Origin of the sequence: Zoogloea dura (assembly GCF_012927165.1) — a bacterium.
GTDB classification, from domain to species: domain Bacteria; phylum Pseudomonadota; class Gammaproteobacteria; order Burkholderiales; family Rhodocyclaceae; genus Zoogloea; species Zoogloea dura.
Genome location: NZ_JABBGA010000021.1, coordinates 23,322 through 42,469, shown reverse-complemented (window position 1 = coordinate 42,469; position 19,148 = coordinate 23,322). Strand labels below are relative to the sequence as shown.

The following is a 19,148-nucleotide window of genomic DNA, read 5'->3' as shown; positions in this document are numbered from 1 at the left end:
ATGCCATACACATCGATACGCATACTCCTGCCCATCACCCTTCTCGTCGCCGGCCCCGGCGTGCGGGCAGAACCTCTTGGGCGCCTCTTCTTCACCCCGGCCGAGCGCGCCCGCATGGAGCAGCCCCTCAGCAGGGCCGAGCCCCCCTCGCCGCCGCCCCGCCTGGACGGCATCATCACCCGCAGCGAAGGGCCGCCCACCCTCTTCCTCGACGGCAAGGCCACGCCCGGCGAGGCATCCCGGATCCGCCTGCGCGACAGCAGCGCCCTCATCACCACCGCCGACGGACGCACGCACCGCCTGCGCGTCGGCACCCCGCCGGCCAGCCCTCCCTGATGCCCGGCGCAGCCAGCCCCCAGCGCGGCATGATCCTGCCGGCCCTGATCGTCCTGCTCGGTCTTGGTGGTCTGGGCTGGCTGCTGGCCCACCACAACACGCCCGCCGACCAAGCCGCCCGCCGGCTCGCCGCCGAGATCCGCAGCACCCGCGCCCTCGCCAGCGCCCGCCAGGCCCTCATCGGATTCGCCGCCACCTACCGCGAACAAGGTCACCCCAACGCCGACTACGGCTACCTGCCCTGCCCCGACCTCGACGGCGACGGCTCCGCCGAGACCTGCGGCAACCAGGGCCGGGCCGTCATCGGTCGCCTGCCCTGGCTCACCCTCAACCTGCCCGACCTCCGCGACGGCGCCGGCGAATGCCTGTGGTACGCCGTCTCCGGCAACGTCAAGAACAATCCCAAGCCCACCGCCCTCAATTGGGACAGCACCGGCAGCTTCCGCCTCGTCGATCAATCCGGCGGCACCGTTGCGCTGCCCGGCGACCCGCTCGGTCTGGCCGCCGCCGTCATCATCGCCCCCGGCCCGCCGCTTCCCTCACAACAACGCCAGGCCGGGCCCGGCCGCTGCGGCGGCGACCCGGACGCGGCCAAGCTCAGCGCCTATGTCGAAGCCATTGGCACACCGGCCGCCAGCGGCACCACAGATCTGCAGGCCGCCTCCCCTGACAGCAACGACCGCATCGCCGTCATCACCATCACCGACCTTTACCTGCCCCTCAAGAGCCGCGGCAACTATGCCGGCTACCTCCAGGGCGTCCTCCAGGCAACGGCCGACTGCCTGCTCCATAGCGGCCTGCCGGCTCCGGCCGGCAACCAGCTCCTGGGCCCTGTCCGGATCGGCCGACTGCCCGCCCTCAACGGGCTGAGCGGCCCGTGCCGCGGCGACACCCTGCGCGACCCGGTGGCCAACTGGGCCGGCCTCATGCGCTATGCCCGCTGCGCTGACGGCAGCGACTGCCTGGCCGGACGCCTGCTCACCCGCTGCCGGGGCGCCCTCATCTTCGGCGGTGAGCGCCTGGCCAGCCAGCCGCGCCTCCCCCCCACCGACCCGGCCTACCCGGGCGCCTACCTGGAAGACACCACCCTGGCCGCCCTTGGCGCCGGCACCCTCGCCCCGCTGAGCGATCGCATCAACCTGCCCTTCAGCGCCCGCCTCAGCCCGGCCTCCACAGACGTCGCACTCTGCCTGCCCTGACCCCGCCTGAACCCATGCCCCAACACTCCGCCCGCCACCCCGCCGGCTTCACCCTCGTCGAGCTGGCCGTCGTGCTGCTCATCCTGGCCCTGCTCGCCGGCCCCCTTACCGCCGGGCTCACCGCCCGCATCGCCCGCCAGGCCGAACAACGCACCGACGAAGCGCTGGCCGAAGCCCGGGACGCCCTGCTCGGCCACCTTGTCCGCTACAACCGCTTGCCCTGCCCGGCCAAAGGGCCTGCCGACGGCGCGGAGGCCCTCAGCGGCACGCTGTGCACCCAGTACAACGGCCTGCTGCCCTGGGCCACCCTTGGCATCCGCGGTGAGGACGGCTGGTCCCGGCGCCTGCGCTACGTCGTCACCCCGACCTACGCCGACAAACCCCTGACCAAACTCGAAGACGGCAAGCTCGAAGTCTTCACCCGCAACCTCGACGGCGCCGAGCTGAGCCTCACCACCACCACCGGCCAGTCGCCCGCCGTCATTCTGTCCCACGGGGCCAACGGCCTCGGCGCCACCCACGCCGATGGCAGCGTGCTGTCGCCCCCCATCACGAACAGCGACGAAGCCCGCAATGCCGCCACCGATGGCAAGCGCTTCTACAGCCGGCCCCTCTCCGAAAACCCCGACGCGCCCGGCGGCGCCTTCGACGACCGCCTCACCTGGCTCTCACCCAATCTGATCGCCTACCACCTGAGCAGCGCCGGCAAGCTCCCTGCACCCTGAACCCGGCCTCCATATTCAAAAACTCTGTTAACTCTTCATAACGCCACCCAACAGCCCGCGCCAAATAATTCCAATGGCATTAACATGGCAGTCCAAACCAACACCTGCCTGGCCATCCGGCCGGCAAGGAAAAAAGGGGAGACACCATGCACAGGACAAATGCGGGCTTCACGCTGGTCGAAATCGCCGTCGTACTGGTCATCATCGGGCTGCTGCTGGGTGGCGTCCTGAAGGGCCAGGAGCTGATCAACAGTGCCAAGGTCAAGAGCATGGTCAGCGACTTCCGCTCCACCGCCACCCACGTCTATGCCTACCAGGACCGCTTCCGGGCCATGCCGGGCGACGACCCCGGGGTGACCAACCGGCTCGGCGGCGCCATCAAGGCCAGCACCGGTGGCAGCGTCGGCAACGGGCGCATCGACGGCCCCTGGAACTCCAGCGTCGCCAGCGACGAGGCGGTTCTGTTCTGGCAGCACGTCCGCCTGGCCAACCTGGCCACCGGTGACAGCCGCAACCCCGCCGCCGAAGGCATCGTCCTGCTCGACTGGCTGCCCCGCAATGCCATGGGCGGCCGCATCGGCATCACCGGCCAGACTCCGATCAGCGGCTGGGCCGGCAGCTTCTTCGTCTGCCAGGACAACCTCAACGGCAACTTCGCCCGCCAGATCGACACCACCATGGACGACGGTCAGCCCAACAGCGGCAGCGTCCGCCTGCTCGCCGGCAGCGTCGCCAGCGGCAATGCGGTGCTCCCGGCAGAACTGACGGACAGCGCGCAATACACGGTGTGTACATCGTTTTGATGCAGGGGGCATGTAGGGGCGGCTTCAGCCGCCCGCCGTGCGCAGATCAAGCGCAGGCCGTTGAACGAAGTCCGCGGGCGGCTGAAGCCGCCCCTGCACCTACATGCCCTTGAACAGCCTGGCTTCGGCGAGGGCCAGTTGGGACGGGGTGCCGAGGAGCACCAGCACGTCGTCCAGTTCCAGGCGGGTTTCGGGGAGCGGGTCCACCATGCGTACCCGCTGGCGGCGCACGGCGCTGACTTCCACCCCGGTCTCTCCCAGGTGCAGTTCGGCCAGTGAATGGCCGATGGCATGGGCCCCCGCCGCCATCACCACCGAATGCAGGCGGTTCTGCTGGCGCTCCTCCAGGGCCTCCTCGTGGAGATGCTCGCCGCCCCTGTAGATCCCCCGCAGCAGGTGGTAGCGCTCGGCGCGGATCTCCCGGATGCGCTTGAGGATGCGCGGCAACGGCACCCCCAGCAGGGCCAGCGCGTGGGAGGCCAGCATCAACGACGACTCCACCGCCTCCGGCACCACCTCGGCGGCACCTGCAAGCCTGAGCTTCTCCAGGTCCACCTCGTCGGCCGTGCGCACCACCACCGGCACATCCGGCCGCACTGCGCGGATCTGGGCCATGGCACGCAGGGCCGCATCGGTGTCGGCATAGGTCACCACCACCACCGAAGCCCGCGAGATCCCCGCGGCCACCAGCGTCTCGCGCTTGGCCGCATCGCCAAACACCACCGTCTCGCCCGCCGCAGCCGCCTCCCGCACCCGCTCCGGGTCGAGGTCCAGCGCGATATAGGTGATCCCCTCCTGCTCCAGCAGGCGGCCAAGGTATTGCCCGTTACGGCCAAAGCCGCACAGGATGGCGTGCTTGTCCACGAACATCGACTGGGTCGCAATATTGGTCAGTTGCAGCGAGCGGCTCATCCACTCCGACGGTACCAGGCGCAGCACGATCTTCTCGCTGTACTGCACCACCAGCGGCGCCAGCAGCATGGACAGCACCAGGGCCGCCACCACCACCTGGGACAAGGCCGGCGGCAACAGCCGGGCCTCGTCGATCTGGCTCAGCAGCACGAAACCGAACTCACCGCCCGCGCACAACCACAAGCCGGTACGCGCCGCCGTGCCCTGGGGGCTGCCCATCAGGCGCGAGGCGCCGCCGGCCACCATGAACTTCACCAGCAGCAGTGCCGCCAGCATGGCCAGCACCGCCGGCAGGCTGACGATGATCTGCCCCACATCCAGGAACATCCCCACCGTCACAAAGAACAGACCCAGCAGCACATCACGGAAAGGCTTGATGTCCTCCTCCACGTGGTAGCGGTACTCGGTCTCGGAAATCAGCATGCCGGCCAGAAAGGCCCCCAGCGCCATCGACAGGCCCACGATTTCCGTCAGCCATGCCAACCCCAGGGTGATGAACAGCACATTCAGCATGAACAGCTCGGCCGAGCGCCGCCGCGCCACCAGGAAGAACCACCGGCGCATCAGCTTCTGGCCCAGGAACAGCACCAGCGACAGCATCACCACTGCCTTCACGGTAGCCAGCGCGAGGGTAGTCATCAACTGATCCGCCGGCCGCGACAAGGCCGGGATCAGGATCAGCAGAGGCACCACCGCCAGATCCTGGAACAGCAGCACCCCGATCGCCTCGCGCCCGTGCTTTGAATCCAGCTCCAGCCGGTCGGACAGCAGCTTGGACAGGATGGCGGTGGACGACATTGCCAGCGTCCCGCCCAGCGCGAAGCTCGCCCCCCAGCCCAGGCCCAGCACCGCCCCCGCCAGCATCACCACCACCATGCAGGCCACCACCTGCATGGCGCCCAGGCCGAACACGATGCGTTTCATGCTGTAGAGGCGCGGCAGCGAGAACTCCAGCCCGATGGTGAACATCAGGAACACCACCCCGAACTCCGCCAGCGCACGCGCGCCGCCCGTATCCGGCATCAGGTTCATGGCGTGGGGCCCTACGGCCGCTCCCACCATCAGATAGCCGAGCACCGGCGGCAGATTCAGGGAACGAAAGATCCCCACCACCAGCACGGAGCCGGCGAGCAGGGCGAGCACCAGCTCAAACGTATGCATAGGCAGGGAAGGGCCCCGGGTCGGGCCGAATAGTCGTTCTGATATACTTCTTCGCCCGATTATACCCACGTCGCCCATGAGCTCAGCCCCTCTCGCCGCTGCGCATGCCCGCGTGCTCGACCTCGCCCGCCGCGTCCTCAGCATCGAAGCCGAGGCCGTGCAGGCCCTGGCCGGGCAACTGGACGAAACCTTCACCCGCGCCGTCGACCTGATCCTCGCCTCCCCCGGCCGGGTCATCGTGTCCGGCATCGGTAAAACCGGCCACATCGGCCGCAAGTTCGCCGCCACCCTGGCCAGCACCGGCACCCCCGCCTACTTCGTGCACGCCGCCGAAGCCGCCCACGGCGACCTCGGCATGATCACCGCCGACGACGTGCTGGTGGCCATCTCGTATTCCGGCAGCAGCGAAGAGCTGCTCAAGATCGTGCCCCTGGTCAAGCGCCAGGGCGCCCACCTCATCGCCCTCACCGGCAACCCCGACTCCCCGCTGGCGCGCGAGGCCGACGTGCACCTCAACGGCGCCGTCCGCGAAGAGGCCTGTCCGCTCAACCTGGCACCCACCGCCAGCACCACGGCCGCCCTCGCCCTCAGCGACGCCCTTGCCGTGGCCCTGCTCGACGCCCGCGGCTTCGGTCCCGACGACTTCGCCCGCTCGCACCCGGGCGGCGCCCTTGGCCGGCGCCTGCTCACCCACGTCTCCGACGTCATGCGCAGCGGCGGTGACGTCCCCCGGGTGGCCGAAGAAGCCCTGCTCGCCGACGCCCTCATGGAGATGACCCGCGCCGGGCTCGGCATGACCGCCATCGTCGACGCCCACGAACACATCGTCGGCATCTACACCGACGGCGACCTGCGCCGCTCCCTGGCCAGCGGCTGCAACTTCAGCACCGCCCGAATCGCCGACGTAATGAGCCGCAAGCCCAAGACCATCCACGCCGGCGCCCTGGCAGTGGAAGCCGCCGAGATGATGGAACGCCTGCGCATCAGCGAGCTGCTCGTCGCCGGGCCCGACGGCAAGCTGGTCGGCGCCCTCAACCACCACGACCTGATGCGCGCCAAGGTAATCTGAGCCCAGCCCATGACCAACCGCGGCCTCAGCCTCTTTCCCGTCCTCGTCCTGACCTTGCTGGCCGGGGTCAGCGTGTGGCTCGACCGGGTCACCCAGCAGGAACCCGTCGTCAAAACCGACAAGACCCGCCATGAGCCCGACTTCACCGCCGACAAGCTCACCGTGCGGCGCTTCGACATCCACGGCAAGACCCAGTACGTACTCGTCGCCGACCGCATGGTCCACTATGGCGACGACGAAAGCACCGAACTCGTCCGTCCGCGCCTCGACTACCTCAACCGGCCCGAGCCGGTACGCATGGAATCCGAGTTCGCCACCGTCAGCAAGGACGGCGAAACGGTCGTCATGACCGACAAGGTCTTCCTGCGACGCGCCGCGACGCCCGGCAAACCCGAATCCACGCTGCGCACCCAGCGCATGACCGTGTGGCCCGACGACGAAAAGATGCGCACCGAAGCGCCCGTCACCCTCACCCAGGGCACCACCGTGATCGACGCCGAACGCATGGAAAGCGACAACCTCGTCGGCGAGGTTCGCCTCCAGGGCAAGGTGCGCGGCATCCTCTACCGAAACCTTCTCGTGCCGAAACCATGAAAACAGCACTCCGGCAGATCGCCCTCCTCGCCCTCCTCGCGGCCGTCCCCTTCTCCGCCCACGCCGAGAAGGCCGACCGCTCCAAGCCGGTCGGCATCGAAGCCGACAAGGTCACGGTGGACGACAAGAACAAGATCCACATCTTCACGGGTCACGTCGTCCTCACCCAGGGCACCCTCACCATCCGCAGCGACAAGCTGGTCGTCACCCAGGACGTCGAGGGCTACCAGCGCGGCGTCGCCACCGGCGGCGAAGGCGGCCTGGCCCGCTTCCGCCAGAAGCGCGAAGGCAAGAACGAATGGGTCGAAGGCGAAGGCGAGCGCATCGAGCACGACGCCCGCAGCGAACTCTCCCAGTTCTTCCAGCGCGCCCACGTCAAGAGCGGCACCGACGAAGTCCGCGGCCAGTACATCCAGTTCAACGGCGTCACCGAAACCTACGTGGTCACCAACGGCCCCAACGCCACCACCGTGCCCAGCCAGCAAGGTCGCGTCCAGGTCACCATCCAGCCGAAGAAAAAGGAAGGCGACAGCACCCCCTGAGCACCGGCCAGCCCCCCTCGACCGGCTGGAAACCCGCATGCAGCCTTGATCTCCACCGCATGCTCCGGCCGATCGAAAAAAAACGAAAAAGCTTTTTGTTTTCAAGCATATTAAGAGCAGAAAAAGCTTTTGTGCGTCGCAACAAAAAGATGTTGACAGCCCTTCTTGTGTGCATATAATGAACACCATGTTGCAGCGCACCAAACCGGGGCATTGCAAACCTGGACTGTAATTCGCCCATTCACTCAAGGAGATTGTCATGACCACCACCCCCGAGCAAATCGTCGCCGCCAACAAGGCCAATGTTGAAACCCTGCTGACCCTGGCCAACACCGCCTTCGCCAGCGCCGAGCGCATCGCCGCCCTGAACCTGAACACCGCCCGCGCCGTCCTCGAAGACAGCGTTGCCTCCGCCAAGGCCCTGCTCGGCGCCAAGGACGTGCAAGAGTTCGTGTCCCTGCAAACCGCCCTGGCCCAGCCGGTGGTCGAGAAGGCTGTTGCCTACTCCCGCAGCATCTACGAAATCGCCTCCCAGACCCAGGAAGAAGTCTCCAAGCTGTTCGAAGCTCAAGTGGCTGAAGCCAACAAGACCTTCGCCGCCGCTCTGGACAAGGCCGCCAAGTCCGCTCCCGCCGGTTCCGACGTTGCCGTGGCTGCCGTGAAGTCCGCCATCGCCGCCGCCAACTCCGCCTACGACAGCGTGACCAAGGCCGCCAAGCAAGTCGCCGAGATCGCCGAAGCCAACGTTGCCGCTGCCACCAGCGCCACCGTCAAGGCCGTCAGCGCCTCCACCCCCGCCAAGTCCACCAAGAAGGCTGCCTGATCAGGCAAACCCTTCTTGCCGGTGACGCCCCCCGGGCGTCACCCGGACAAGCGAAAAAAACCCGCCCTGCGCAAGCACGGCGGGTTTTTTTGTCACATCAGTCGATGCAGTGTCGCCCCTGACCAGGTCGTCCTCCACCACCTGCAGACGCATGCTGCAGTTCCCCTTTCAGCGCTCCGGCCCGACAGCCGGGCCACCGTTCCAGAAGCGCTCCATGGCGATGTAAGCATAAGACGCCGACCAACCGATCAGGAGCAGTCCATTGAGGGCCTCGGCCCCCGCCAGCAGTCGCAGGTCACCTCCCGGCACCACATCGCCGTAGCCCAGGGAGGTGAAGGTCTCCGCCGAGAAATACAGGGAGACGTCAAAGCCGAAACGGGCCGAATCGCCCAGGGAACCCAGCGCCGGAAAGCGCACCAAGATCCAGATCGCCGCCGCATACAGGACGATCTCGATGACATGGGCCACGAAGGCCGCCACGATCACCACGATCAGCTTGGCCCGCGGCCGGATCTCGAGCCCCGGCAGCACATTCGACAAGCCACGCAGGACCTCGTAGTGGATCACCGTGGTGAGCACCAGCAGGCCGAGGCAGACAAGGGCGACCAGCAGCATGGGCGAGCGGCCTCAAGCCTCGCCGAAGCCGAGGATGGCCTTGACCTCGAGGAACTCCTCGAGCCCCCAGCCCCCCCACTCGCGGCCCAGGCCGGACTGCTTGTAGCCGCCGAAGGGGCCGTTGCTGTCCAGCGGCGCGCCGTTGAGATGGACGTTGCCGGTACGCAGGCGGCGCGCCACCGCGCGGGCGCGGGCCGGGTCACCGGAGGACACATAGCCCGACAGGCCATATACCGTGTCGTTGGCGATGCGCACGGCCTCCTCCTCGTCGGCGTAGGGCAGGATGGCCAGCACTGGCCCGAAGACCTCCTCCCGGGCGATGGTCATCGCCGGCGTCACGCCGCTGAAGATCGTCGGGCGCACGAAGAAGCCCTTCTCCAGCCCCTCCGGCAGCCCGGGGCCGCCGGTCACCAGCCGCGCACCTTCCGCGACGGCACCGGAGATGAAGGCCTGGACCCGCTCGAACTGGGCCCGGTTGGCCACCGGCCCCATGGTCGTCGTCTCCACCTGCGGATCCCCCACCACCACCTTGGCGGCAGCCGCCGCGGCCAGGGCTTCCACCTCGGCCAGGCGCTCGCGCGGGACCAGCATGCGCGAGGGTGCGTTGCAGTTCTGGCCGCTGTTGGTCATCAGGGTCAGCACGCCCTGCTTCACCGCCCGCGGAAAGTCCGCGTCGTCGAGCAGGATGTTGGCCGACTTGCCGCCCAGCTCGAGGGAGACCTTCTTGATGGTATCGGCGGCGGCCTTCATCACCGCGCGCCCGGCCCGGGTCGAGCCGGTGAAGGACACCATGTCCACGTCCGGATGGGCCGACAGGACGGCGCCCACGCCGGCGCCGTCGCCATTGACCAGGTTGAACACGCCGGCCGGCACGCCGGCATCGTCGAGGATCTCGGCCAGCACGATGGCCGACAGGGGCGCCAGCTCGGAGGGCTTGAGCACCATGGTGCAGCCCGCCGCCAGGGCCGGGGCGACCTTGCAGGCCATCTGGTTGGCCGGCCAGTTCCACGGGGTGATGAGCGCGCACACGCCGGCGGCCTCGCGCAGGATGCGGGTGTCACCCTGGCTGTACTCGAACTCGAATTCCGCCAGGGCGCGGGCGGCCGCCTTGAAGTGGTTCAGGCCGGAGCCGCTCTGGGCGCTGCTGGCCAGATGCTTGTATGGCGCGCCCATCTCGGCCGAGATGGCCTTGGCCATGTCGTCGAAGCGCTTTTTGTAGGCTACGGCGATGCGTTCGAAGAGTGCCAGGCGCTCTTCCCGCGAGGTGGCGGCATAGGCCGGGAAGGCCGCGCGGGCAGCTGCCACGGCGCGCTCCACATCGGTCGGGCCACCTGCGGCGATGCTCGCCACGGCCTCTTCGGTGGCCGGGTTGATCACGTCGAGGCGCGCAGTGCCGCTCGGGGCGACCCATTGGCCGCCAATGTAAAACTGTTGAAGGTGCATGTTCTCCGTACCCTGTTGTTATGGATGCGGAGAGAAAGTACAGGAAAGGCACAGGCCCGGTGAAGGGGCCCGGCAGAAATCAGCCGCGCAGCACCTCGGGGTGGCGCGGCGAACGATAGAAGGCGAGGACGCGGCGCACGTACTCCTGGGTCTCGGCGAAGGGCGGCACGCCCTTGTAACGCGCCACATTGCCTTCCCCTGCGTTGTAGGCGGCCGCAGCCAGGGCCACGTCGCCCTTGAACTGCTGCAGCAACCAGCGCAGGTAGGCCAGGCCGCCGCGCACGTTCTGCTCGGGGTCCAGCGCATCACGCACACCGAAGCGCTCGGCGGTGTCGGGGATCAGCTGCATCAGGCCCATGGCGTTCTTCGGCGAGCGGGCACCCGCGTCGAAGTTGGACTCGGTCCGCACGATGGCCAGGGCCAGGCGCGGATCCACGTTGAAGCGCACGGCCAGCTTCTGCACCAGCTGGGCGTTGCGGCGTTTGTCGGCCGGCAGGGCCTTGACGAAACGCTCCACCACCTCATGGGGCACCGGCTCACCGTTGTCGGCCAGCATCACCTCCGGCGCCTTGCCGGTGATCAGGCAGTCCGGCAGCTTCTCGGCGGAGGCCAGCGGCGTCGCCTCGGTCTGGGCCTTCTCATGGCCACGCTGGGCCGCGATGGACATCAGGGTTGCGCCGATCTGTACATCGCGGGCCACGCCCTGGCCATTCAGGTACATCCGCCCCAGGCGGTACTGCCCCTCCACGCTACCGTCCCGGGCCGCGGCGCAGTAGCTGGCCGCGGCCTGGCCGGGCTGCCGGTTCAGCTCGGCACGGAAGCCGTTCTCCAGCAGGCGCGCCAGGGCCGGCGGCTCGTCGCTCCACTCCGGAGCCTCGCCCACGCCCGCATCACGCATGCCGGCCTGGCTGCCCGCGGCGGCAAGCGCCAGGGTCGCGGCAAGGGACAGGCGGCGCAGGCAGGAGGAAAGCAACTGGGACATGGAGGATATGTTCAAGGGGCGGCTTCATGCAGGGGTCGGGTTCGGCACGGATGATGCAGGCACGCCCCCGCCGGGAGCGTGACGAACGCACGGGTCGGCCCTCGATTTATTCCCGCGGAACCCTTCTTCACAGCAGAATGCGCCGAAAATCACATCAGCCCCCATGAACCCCTCCGCGCCCCTCGCCTTCGCCCTCCTCGCCAGCCTCGCCGCCACGGCCCTGCTGGCCCTGCTGCTGCGCACCCGCGCCGCCTGGCACGCCGACCGGGAGCTGCTGCGCGAGACCTTCGACGGTGCCTCGATCGGCATGGCCGTGGCTGACCCGGCGGGCCGCTACATCCGGGTCAACCAGGCGATGTGCGACTTCACCGGCTACAGCGAGGCAGAGCTGCTCAAGCGCTGCTACCAGGACATCACCCACCCGGACGACCTCGACGAGAACCTGCGCGGCCGGGCCCGCGTGCTGGGGCAGGACGAGCACCGCTTCCAGCAAGAGAAGCGCTACATCCGCAAGGACGGGCAGGTGGTGTGGGCGCTGATGGTGGTCAGCCCGGTACTGGACAAGGACGGCCGGGTCACCAGCACCCTGGGACAGATGCTCAACATCGACTACCAGAAGCGGGTCGAACACGACCTGCGCACCCTCTCTGCCCACCAGAAGAAACTCATCGAAGACGAACGGACGCACATCGCCCGGGAGATCCACGACGACCTGGGCCAGCGCCTGACCGCCCTCAAGCTGGACATCTCGCTGCTGCGCCTGGGCTTCGGCCACAACCCGGAGCTGCTGCGCCTGGCCGAAAGCATGGGCGGGCTGCTCGACGACACCATGGAGACGGTGCGGCGCATCTCCAGCAACCTGCGCCCCGCGGCCCTCGACCTGGGCCTGGCGGCCGCCCTCGAGTGGCTGGCCGAAGACCTGGAGCTCCGCTCCGGCATCTGCTGCCGTCTCGACATCGGCAACGAAGACATCGAGCTCGACGAAGACCGGGCCACCGTCGTGTTCCGGGTGGTGCAGGAATCCCTCACCAACGTGGTCCGTCACGCCGAGGCCAGCGAGGTGGAGATCGCCCTGCGCAGCGCGGAGACGCACCTCAGCTTGCACATCCAGGACAACGGCCGCGGCTTCAACCCCAAGACCCCCTCCCCGTCGCGCGGCTTCGGCCTGCTCAGCATGGAAGAGCGGGTTCGCGCCCTGGGGGGCAACCTGCGCCTGGACAGCGCCCCGGGCGCAGGCGTCAGCCTGTCGATCTTCATCCCCCTGCTGGACGCGGCTCCGACATGATCCGGGTCCTGATCGCCGATGATCACGCCATCGTCCGCAGTGGGCTGACGCAGATCATCGCCACCACCCTCGACATCACGGTGGCCGGCGAAGCCACCCGGGGCGAGGAGATCGCAGGCCAGCTCAAGGCCGTGTCGGCCGACGTCCTGCTACTCGACATGGCCATGCCCGGCCTCTCCGGCGTAGCCCTGATCCGCAGCCTGCGCGATGGCGGCATCACCCTGCCCATCCTGGTCCTGTCCATGCACAACGAAGGGCAGATCATCGACCGCGCCCTCAGGGCCGGCGCCAACGGCTATGTCACCAAGGGCAGCGAGCCCGAGGTGCTGCTCGACGGTATCCGCCTGGTGGCCGGGGGACGGCGCTTCGTGGACCCGGCCCTGCAGTGCCGGCCCCACGCCGTGGCACACGCGGAGCCTGGCGCGGCGCCGCACCTGGCTCTGTCCGACAGGGAGAACCAGGTCCTGGCGGGCATCGCCGCCGGGCAGGCCCTCGGCGACATCGCCGAGCGCCTGCATCTCAGCCCCAAGACGGTCAGCACCCACAAGATGCGCCTGATGGAAAAGCTCGGCATCGACAACAACGCCGACCTGCTCCGCTACGCCATCCGCCACGGCCTGACAGGCGACTGAGCGGATCGGGCAGGGGCATGTAGGTGTGTAGTTATGTGTAGGGGCGGCTTCAGCCGCCCCTACACGCCCCCTACCCCCGCCTTGCATTACCCCTCTCTCGATTCAGGAAATCCTGACATACAGCTGTCCCCCGGACTGATATCGTTTGAACGAGACAAGTAGATTGACCCATTGTGTGTAGCGCGCCCCGGATCAACACCTAGTCCGACTTCATTCGAGTCGGCCCCCCACGCCAGAGAGGGACCCCCATGAAGATCAACCAGCCTGTCAGCCAGCGCGAAATCTCCTTCCCTCCGGGGCGCTACCTGGTGTCCAAGACCGATACCCGGGGCGTGATCACCTATGCCAACGAGGCCTTCATCGAGATCAGCGGATTCAGCCGGGCGGAGTTGATCGGGCAGCACCACAACGTGGTCCGTCACCCCGACATGCCACCCGCCGCCTTTGCTGATCTGTGGGGCACCCTGAAGAGCGGCCTGCCCTGGCATGGCCTGGTCAAGAACCGCTGCAAGAACGGTGACTTCTACTGGGTCAAGGCGGCGGTGGTGCCGATCCGCAAGGACGGGCAGGTCGTCGGCTACATGTCGGTGCGCACCGAACCCGGCCGCGAGCAGGTGCGCCAGGCCGAGGCGCTGTACCAGCAGGTGCGCGAGAAGCGCGCCGACTTTCCGGTGGTGCGCCCCGGCCTGCTCGGCCGCCTGTCCTTCAGCACCCGCCTGTGGGCCATCATGGGGGGGATCTCCCTGCTCTCCGCAGGCCTCGCCGTGCCGGCCCTGGCCGGCCTGCTCAATGCCGACATGCTGCCGGTGGTGGGTGCCGCGGCCCTGCTCAACAGCCTCGCTGCCATCACCATCGGCATCTACTTCACGATCAAGATCGACCGCCCGCTGAGCCGCGCCGTCGACTTCTTCAACCGGGTCGCCGAGGGCAAGCTGACCAACGAGGTGGACGTCACCAGCCGGGACGAAACCGGCCTGCTGTTCTGCCAGCTTGCCGGCATGCAGGTGAACCTGCTGGCCATGCTCGACGACATCGCCACGACGGCCGACACCATCGAAGCCCGCAGCCGCGACCTGGAGCAGCAGATCGCCCAGGTCAGCGAACAGTCCGCGCACCAGTTCGACGATGCCCAGAGCGTCACCGCCGCCACCGAACAGCTGAGCGTGTCGGTGCGCGAGGTGGCCAGCAATGCCACCGACACCTCCGACGCGGCCAACCGGGTCCAGTCCCTGATCGAGACCGGCAACCAGCGCATCGGCCAGACCATGTCGATGACCCGTCAGGTGGTCGATGCCATGGCCCAGTCCGGCGCCACCGTGACCGCCCTCTCCGAAGCAATCCAGCAGATCGGCAACATCACCGGCGTCATCTCGGCGCTGGCCAGCCAGACCAACCTGCTGGCCCTCAATGCCGCCATCGAGGCCGCCCGTGCCGGCGAGCAGGGGCGCGGCTTCGCGGTGGTGGCCGACGAAGTGCGCACCCTGGCCGAACGCACCGCCTCGAGCACCCGCGAGATCACCACCACGGTGGACCAGATCCAGGCCATGTCGGGGCTGGCGGTGGAGGCCATGGAATCGGCCCGGCGCGAAGTGGAGGCCACCATCAGCCACCTGCAGCAAGGCGCCGGCGACCTGGGCAACGTCACCGGCGCGGCCGACGAAGTGACCGAGAGGTCGCGCCAGATCTCCAGCGCCACGGTGGAACAGACCCAGGCCAGCGAGGACGTGGCGCGCAGCATGGAACGCATCACCCAGCGTATCGAGGACAACCAGGAAGCCGCGCGCTGCGCCACCCGGGCCGCCCAGGAACTCCTTCACACTTCAGGCCGCCTCAAAGCCCTGATCGAAGGATTCACGATACACTGATTAACAGAAGTGTAATATTTTAGGAAACAACTGCATGCGCAACATCCCCCTGTTCAGCACGGAGAACCACCGCTTCATCCTGCTGAACGAAAGCGAACCCGGTGAAGAAGACGGCATCCGCTCCAACCAGTACCTGATCGTCAACGGGGAGCACGGCGTGCTCCTCGACCCGGGCGGCTTCGGCGTGATGCCGCGCGTCCTGTCGGAAATGCTGCGCTACATCGGCCCCGATGCGCTCAAGGCCATCATGCTCTCCCACCAGGACCCGGACATCGTCGGCGGCCTTGGCACCTGGCTGGAGATCAGCAATGCCCCGGTGTATGTGTCGCGCATCTGGCTGCGCTTCCTGCCGCACTACGGCCTGCCCTCCATGGAGCGCTTCGTCGGGGTGCCCGACGAGGGCATGCACTGCGAGATCACGCCCGGTTTCCACCTGGACCTGCTGCCTGCCCACTTCCTGCATTCGGAAGGGCAGATCAACGTGTACGACCCGGTTTCGCGCATCCTCTTCACCGGCGACATCGGCGCCGCCATGATGCCCGACGGGGTGGACACGCCCTATGTGGACGACTTCCAGGCCCACCTGCCGTACATCGAAGGCTTCCACCGCCGCTACATGGCGTCCAACCGGGCGACCCGCCTGTGGGTGGACATGGTGTCGAAGCTGCCCATCGACATGATCGCGCCGCAGCACGGCCCCGTTTACCGCGGCGCCGCGGTGCCGGCCTTCCTGGAGTGGTTCCAGCACCTCGAATGCGGTGTGGACCTGATGGAAGCGGCCGGCCGCTTCCGGGGGATCGACAACGCATGAGTTCCATCGTCCCGCTACTGCCCGAAGGCCAGGAGGCGATGCGCCAGCGCGTCCTCGAGAACTTCGCGGCCCTCTTCGAGAACCAGACCCGCAACCGCCGCTTCGCCTCCAGCGTCACCGAAATGACGCAGAGCACCCACATCGAGCTGTTGGAGGGGTTGCGCACCGCCATCGACCAGATCGGCAAGCTCAACCTCGATGCGGAGGAACGCGCCGCCATCACCTCCGGGCTGGCCCGCTCGGTGGCTCGCTGCGAGCGCCTGGACCGCACCCTCAACCTGCTCCTCGACGAGCGCCGGCGCAAATGGCAGCAGAACGCCCTCGACCTGCAGCAGGCGATGCTCGAGTTCGACCGCACCTCGCGCAGCCTGGCCGGCACCCTGCTGGAGAAGGACCTCCTGGAGCGCCAGAGCCAGGTCCTCGAGACCATCGTGCTGTCGCACGAGAAGGTCACCCAGTGGAAGGCCTTCGTGCAGGAGGTGCTGCTGGGCTTCCACGACTACTTCCCCTTCGACCTGTTCTTCATCGCCTTCGCGGAAGAGAACGCCCTGTCGCTGTACATCTACTACATGGGGACGTTTCCGCAGGAGGTGAAGGACGCCGCCCGCAACAACCTGTCGCGCGACATGGTGTCCCACCTCAAGCTGCCGCCCGACGTGGCCCTGGACATCGAGGAGTTCCAGGTGCCCGGGCGCAAAGGGCGGGACGTCGGCAGCATCGACAACATCCGCATGATCACCGTGCCGGTGCAGGACATCGAAGCTTCCAACCTGGCCGGCCTGCTCGGCATCGCCTACGCCTCCATGGACGAGCTGACGCCCCAGGAGAGCAGCGTCATCCACTCCATCCTGGCGGTCATGGTAATGGTGGTGGGCTCCTCCAAGGCCCTCAACCGGACCCTCTCGGAGCTCGAGTACTACTCCACCCACGACCCCCTCACCGGCCTGCACAACCGGCGCTACTTCAACGAGATCCTCGGCTACGAAGTCGGCCGCTCGGAGCGCCACAAGCACCAGTTCTCGATCCTGATGCTTGACCTCGACGACTTCAAGGACGTCAACGACACCTACGGCCACCCCTGCGGCGACCGGGTCCTGCAGCAGGTGGCCGAGCGCATGCGCTCGATCATGCGCAACGGCGACCTGGCCACCCGCATCGGCGGCGACGAGTTCGCCATCATCCTGGTGGAGACCGGCGCCGACGGCGCCATGATCGTGGCCGAAAAACTGCGCACCGAGCTGCGCCAGATGACCTTCGAGAGCGAGGAAGGGCGGCGCTTCCACGTCACCACCTCGATCGGCGTGGTGACCTATCCCAACGACGCCCGCAGCCTCTCCGACCTGATGGCCGGGGTGGACCTCGGCCTGTACCGCGCCAAGGAGCTGGGCAAGGACGGCATCGGCACCCTGGAGTCGGTGGAAGACCGCATCCAGGCCAGCCGCCTCACCCGCGACTACGCCGAGAAGCTGCGCCTGTCCTTGCGCGAAGGCCGCGTGGTCCCCTTCTACCAGCGCATCATCGACGTGCGCACCGGCGAGCCCATCGCCTGCGAAACCCTGGCCCGCATCATCGAGCCCGACGGGCGCACCCTGTCGGCCGGCATGTTCATCGAGACCATCGAGAAATACGGCCTCGGGCGGGATCTCGACCGCACCATCATCGAGCAGGCCCTGCGCGCCGCCCGCGCCCGGCTCGACTCCGGCCAGGCCCCCTTCCGCCTCTTCATCAACCTGTCGGCGCAGGAGATCCAGGGCCGCGGCATCCTCGGCTACGCCGAGCAGCTGTGCACCGAGCTGAGCATTCCGCCCAGCGTCATCGTCTTCGAGATCCTCGAGCGGGACGCCATCGGCGACATGACCCACATGCGCAAATTCCTCAGCGACCTGCGCAAGAAGGGCTTCCTGTTTGCGCTGGACGACTTCGGCAGCGGCTACAACTCCTTCCACTACCTACGCGAGCTGAGTTTCGACTATGTGAAGATCGACGGCGCCTTCGTGAAGAACATCGTGCGCTCCAAGGTGGACACCATCCTGGTACGCAACCTCACCCGCCTGTGCCAGGAGCTCGGCATCCTCACCATCGCCGAGTTCGTCGAATCCGAAGAGATCCTCACCTCCCTGCGGGAGATGGGGGTGGACTACGCCCAGGGCTTCCACCTGGGCGTCCCCGCCCCGCGCATCCACTGAAGGCCGGGGTCGCGCCCCGGCCCTGCCCGCTCAGTCCCGCCCCTCAGTTCCGTACCTCAGTCTCGGCCAATACGCAGACACACCTGGGTCTGGTTGAGCAGTAGGTAGGCGATCTCGCCAAAGCTCATCGGCCCGGGCGGCGTGCCGGTGCTGCGCCCCTCCAGGCCCCAGTAGGCATAGTTGAGGATGCAGTTGCACGACCACAAGGCCGGCTCCATCCCCTCCTCCACCGGCGGAACCGAGAAGTCCACCGGCGCAGCCAGGCGATATTCCACGTCATCGAACACCGGGGCATAGAAATCCACCCGGCCGGCAGCCCCGTCGATCGCCTTGATCGACACATTCACCGACGCGCCGCCGTAGTCCGCCACCAGCGGCAGGCGCGTGTCCGCCCCACGGGCCAGCAGGTACTCCGCCAGGTTGCGCGGCTCGCCATTCACCGTGCAGGCCGACGCCGAAAACCCCGTCTCGGCAAAGCGCAGGCTGTCCTCGCCGCCCTGCGTCATGGCATTGAGGATGTCGATACGGGCATAGGCCTCGTCAGGCAGGGGCACGTGCATCACCACCGCCCGCTCGGAGTCGAAGTGCGGGCCGCTGCCCAGCACCACCTGCGGCGTGGCCCGCCCCAGATCGTCCAGGTGGCAGCCCGCCACCCAGCCGGCGACCGGCTTGATGAACATGTCCTCGAAGGCCGGCGCACGCCGCGCATACAGGGAATGCACCGCCGAGAAGGCCGGAATGATGATCAAGCTGTAGCCATTGTCCGGCCCGTCCACGCACAGCTGGTCGAGCCCTGCCACATCGTAGAAGCGCAGCTGCGGCGCACCGGCCGTCACCGGCACCTCGGTCACGAAGAGGCGCTCGCGGCTGCTCACCCCACCCGTGTCGTCCATGAAGTACGGGATGGTGCCGCCTATCCAGTTGCCTGCCGGCAACCGGCGCAGGGCCGCCTCGTCACCGGCCAGCATCAGAAGGCGCCCTTCACGGATCAGGCCGGCGGCCTCGTCCGGCGTCATCAGGCGGTTGATCATCGTTCCTCTACTCATAAGATTACCTCCGTCCTTCGGGCTGCGATGCGAGCGCCTTCGGGCGGCCGGGCGGCGCTCATAAGCTTACCTACGCCCAGGCGGGCTGCGGTGCGAGCGCCTTCGGGCGGCCGGGCGGC

General features: G+C 67.8%; 19 protein-coding genes. 13 read left to right on the top strand and 6 right to left on the bottom strand.

Annotation, left to right across the window (positions count from 1 at the left end; translation table 11 throughout):
• The 4 genes from HHL15_RS19970 to HHL15_RS19955 all read left to right on the top strand — a co-directional run bounded on the left by HHL15_RS19970 (position 1) and on the right by HHL15_RS19955 (position 3,063).
• The gene (locus HHL15_RS19970) at positions 1 to 336 is read left to right on the top strand and encodes a hypothetical protein (RefSeq protein ID WP_169147575.1); all 336 of its coding nucleotides are present in this window, start codon (positions 1 to 3) and stop codon (positions 334 to 336) included.
• Complete coding sequence (locus HHL15_RS19965) at positions 336 to 1,535, top strand: hypothetical protein (RefSeq protein ID WP_169147574.1); 1,200 nt, start codon at positions 336 to 338, stop codon at positions 1,533 to 1,535. The genes HHL15_RS19970 and HHL15_RS19965 overlap by 1 nt, the downstream gene beginning before the upstream one ends.
• A gap of 14 nt (positions 1,536 to 1,549) precedes the next feature.
• Entirely contained in the window at positions 1,550 to 2,260 is a 711-nt protein-coding gene (locus tag HHL15_RS19960; protein ID WP_169147573.1) for a prepilin-type N-terminal cleavage/methylation domain-containing protein, read from the top strand.
• A 146-nt stretch (positions 2,261 to 2,406) separates the two neighbouring features.
• Positions 2,407 to 3,063, top strand: coding sequence for a prepilin-type N-terminal cleavage/methylation domain-containing protein (locus tag HHL15_RS19955; protein ID WP_169147572.1), 657 nt, complete (start codon positions 2,407 to 2,409; stop codon positions 3,061 to 3,063).
• Positions 3,064 to 3,162: 99 nt separating this feature from the next.
• Here HHL15_RS19955 and HHL15_RS19950 read toward each other — a convergent pair whose 3' ends face one another.
• Positions 3,163 to 5,136: a monovalent cation:proton antiporter-2 (CPA2) family protein gene (locus tag HHL15_RS19950; RefSeq protein ID WP_169147571.1), complete on the bottom strand. Its 1,974-nt coding sequence runs from the start codon at positions 5,134 to 5,136 to the stop codon at positions 3,163 to 3,165.
• Between the two features lie 76 nt (positions 5,137 to 5,212).
• On the opposite strand from HHL15_RS19950, the gene HHL15_RS19945 reads away from it, so the two are divergent.
• The 4 genes from HHL15_RS19945 (at position 5,213) to phaP (ending at position 8,164) form a co-directional block, all read left to right on the top strand.
• Complete coding sequence (locus HHL15_RS19945) at positions 5,213 to 6,205, top strand: KpsF/GutQ family sugar-phosphate isomerase (protein WP_169147570.1); 993 nt, start codon at positions 5,213 to 5,215, stop codon at positions 6,203 to 6,205.
• Positions 6,206 to 6,214: 9 nt separating this feature from the next.
• Positions 6,215 to 6,799 carry an LPS export ABC transporter periplasmic protein LptC gene (gene lptC / locus HHL15_RS19940; protein ID WP_169147569.1) on the top strand — a complete coding sequence of 195 codons (585 nt, stop codon included), beginning with the start codon at positions 6,215 to 6,217 and terminating at the stop codon, positions 6,797 to 6,799.
• Positions 6,796 to 7,341: a lipopolysaccharide transport periplasmic protein LptA gene (gene lptA, locus HHL15_RS19935; RefSeq protein ID WP_169147568.1), complete on the top strand. Its 546-nt coding sequence runs from the start codon at positions 6,796 to 6,798 to the stop codon at positions 7,339 to 7,341. Before lptC ends, lptA begins: the two co-directional genes overlap by 4 nt.
• Positions 7,342 to 7,600: 259 nt before the next feature.
• Complete coding sequence (phaP, locus tag HHL15_RS19930; protein WP_169147567.1) at positions 7,601 to 8,164, top strand: phasin family protein; 564 nt, start codon at positions 7,601 to 7,603, stop codon at positions 8,162 to 8,164.
• Here the strand turns inward: phaP and HHL15_RS19925 are convergent, their stop codons facing one another.
• From HHL15_RS19925 to HHL15_RS19910, 4 genes are all read right to left on the bottom strand, one after another.
• Positions 8,165 to 8,317, bottom strand: a complete 153-nt coding sequence (locus HHL15_RS19925) for a hypothetical protein (RefSeq protein ID WP_169147566.1) — start codon at positions 8,315 to 8,317, stop codon at positions 8,165 to 8,167. It abuts the gene before it with no gap.
• 15 nt (positions 8,318 to 8,332) lie between these two features.
• Positions 8,333 to 8,779: a potassium channel family protein gene (locus HHL15_RS19920; RefSeq protein WP_169147565.1), complete on the bottom strand. Its 447-nt coding sequence runs from the start codon at positions 8,777 to 8,779 to the stop codon at positions 8,333 to 8,335.
• 12 nt (positions 8,780 to 8,791) lie between these two features.
• Positions 8,792 to 10,222 carry an aldehyde dehydrogenase family protein gene (locus HHL15_RS19915; protein ID WP_169147564.1) on the bottom strand — a complete coding sequence of 477 codons (1,431 nt, stop codon included), beginning with the start codon at positions 10,220 to 10,222 and terminating at the stop codon, positions 8,792 to 8,794.
• Positions 10,223 to 10,301: 79 nt separating this feature from the next.
• Positions 10,302 to 11,204 (bottom strand): lytic transglycosylase domain-containing protein, encoded by a 903-nt coding sequence (locus tag HHL15_RS19910; RefSeq protein WP_206198878.1) that lies wholly within the window; start codon positions 11,202 to 11,204, stop codon positions 10,302 to 10,304.
• Between the two features lie 163 nt (positions 11,205 to 11,367).
• Here HHL15_RS19910 and HHL15_RS19905 point away from each other — a divergent pair, with 163 nt between their 5' ends.
• The 5 genes from HHL15_RS19905 to HHL15_RS19885 all read left to right on the top strand — a co-directional run bounded on the left by HHL15_RS19905 (position 11,368) and on the right by HHL15_RS19885 (position 17,983).
• Positions 11,368 to 12,489 carry a sensor histidine kinase gene (locus HHL15_RS19905; protein ID WP_169147563.1) on the top strand — a complete coding sequence of 374 codons (1,122 nt, stop codon included), beginning with the start codon at positions 11,368 to 11,370 and terminating at the stop codon, positions 12,487 to 12,489.
• Positions 12,486 to 13,121: a response regulator gene (locus HHL15_RS19900; RefSeq protein ID WP_169147562.1), complete on the top strand. Its 636-nt coding sequence runs from the start codon at positions 12,486 to 12,488 to the stop codon at positions 13,119 to 13,121. The genes HHL15_RS19905 and HHL15_RS19900 overlap by 4 nt, the downstream gene beginning before the upstream one ends.
• 248 nt (positions 13,122 to 13,369) lie before the next feature.
• Complete coding sequence (locus HHL15_RS19895) at positions 13,370 to 14,986, top strand: methyl-accepting chemotaxis protein (protein ID WP_169147561.1); 1,617 nt, start codon at positions 13,370 to 13,372, stop codon at positions 14,984 to 14,986.
• 34 nt (positions 14,987 to 15,020) lie between these two features.
• Entirely contained in the window at positions 15,021 to 15,797 is a 777-nt protein-coding gene (locus tag HHL15_RS19890) for an oxygen-binding di-iron domain-containing protein (RefSeq protein WP_169147560.1), read from the top strand.
• Positions 15,794 to 17,983 carry a putative bifunctional diguanylate cyclase/phosphodiesterase gene (locus HHL15_RS19885; RefSeq protein ID WP_169147559.1) on the top strand — a complete coding sequence of 730 codons (2,190 nt, stop codon included), beginning with the start codon at positions 15,794 to 15,796 and terminating at the stop codon, positions 17,981 to 17,983. Before HHL15_RS19890 ends, HHL15_RS19885 begins: the two co-directional genes overlap by 4 nt.
• A 56-nt stretch (positions 17,984 to 18,039) precedes the next feature.
• Here the strand turns inward: HHL15_RS19885 and HHL15_RS19880 are convergent, their stop codons facing one another.
• Entirely contained in the window at positions 18,040 to 19,029 is a 990-nt protein-coding gene (locus HHL15_RS19880; RefSeq protein WP_169147558.1) for a DUF6976 family protein, read from the bottom strand.
• Between the last annotated feature and the right edge of the window lie 119 nt (positions 19,030 to 19,148).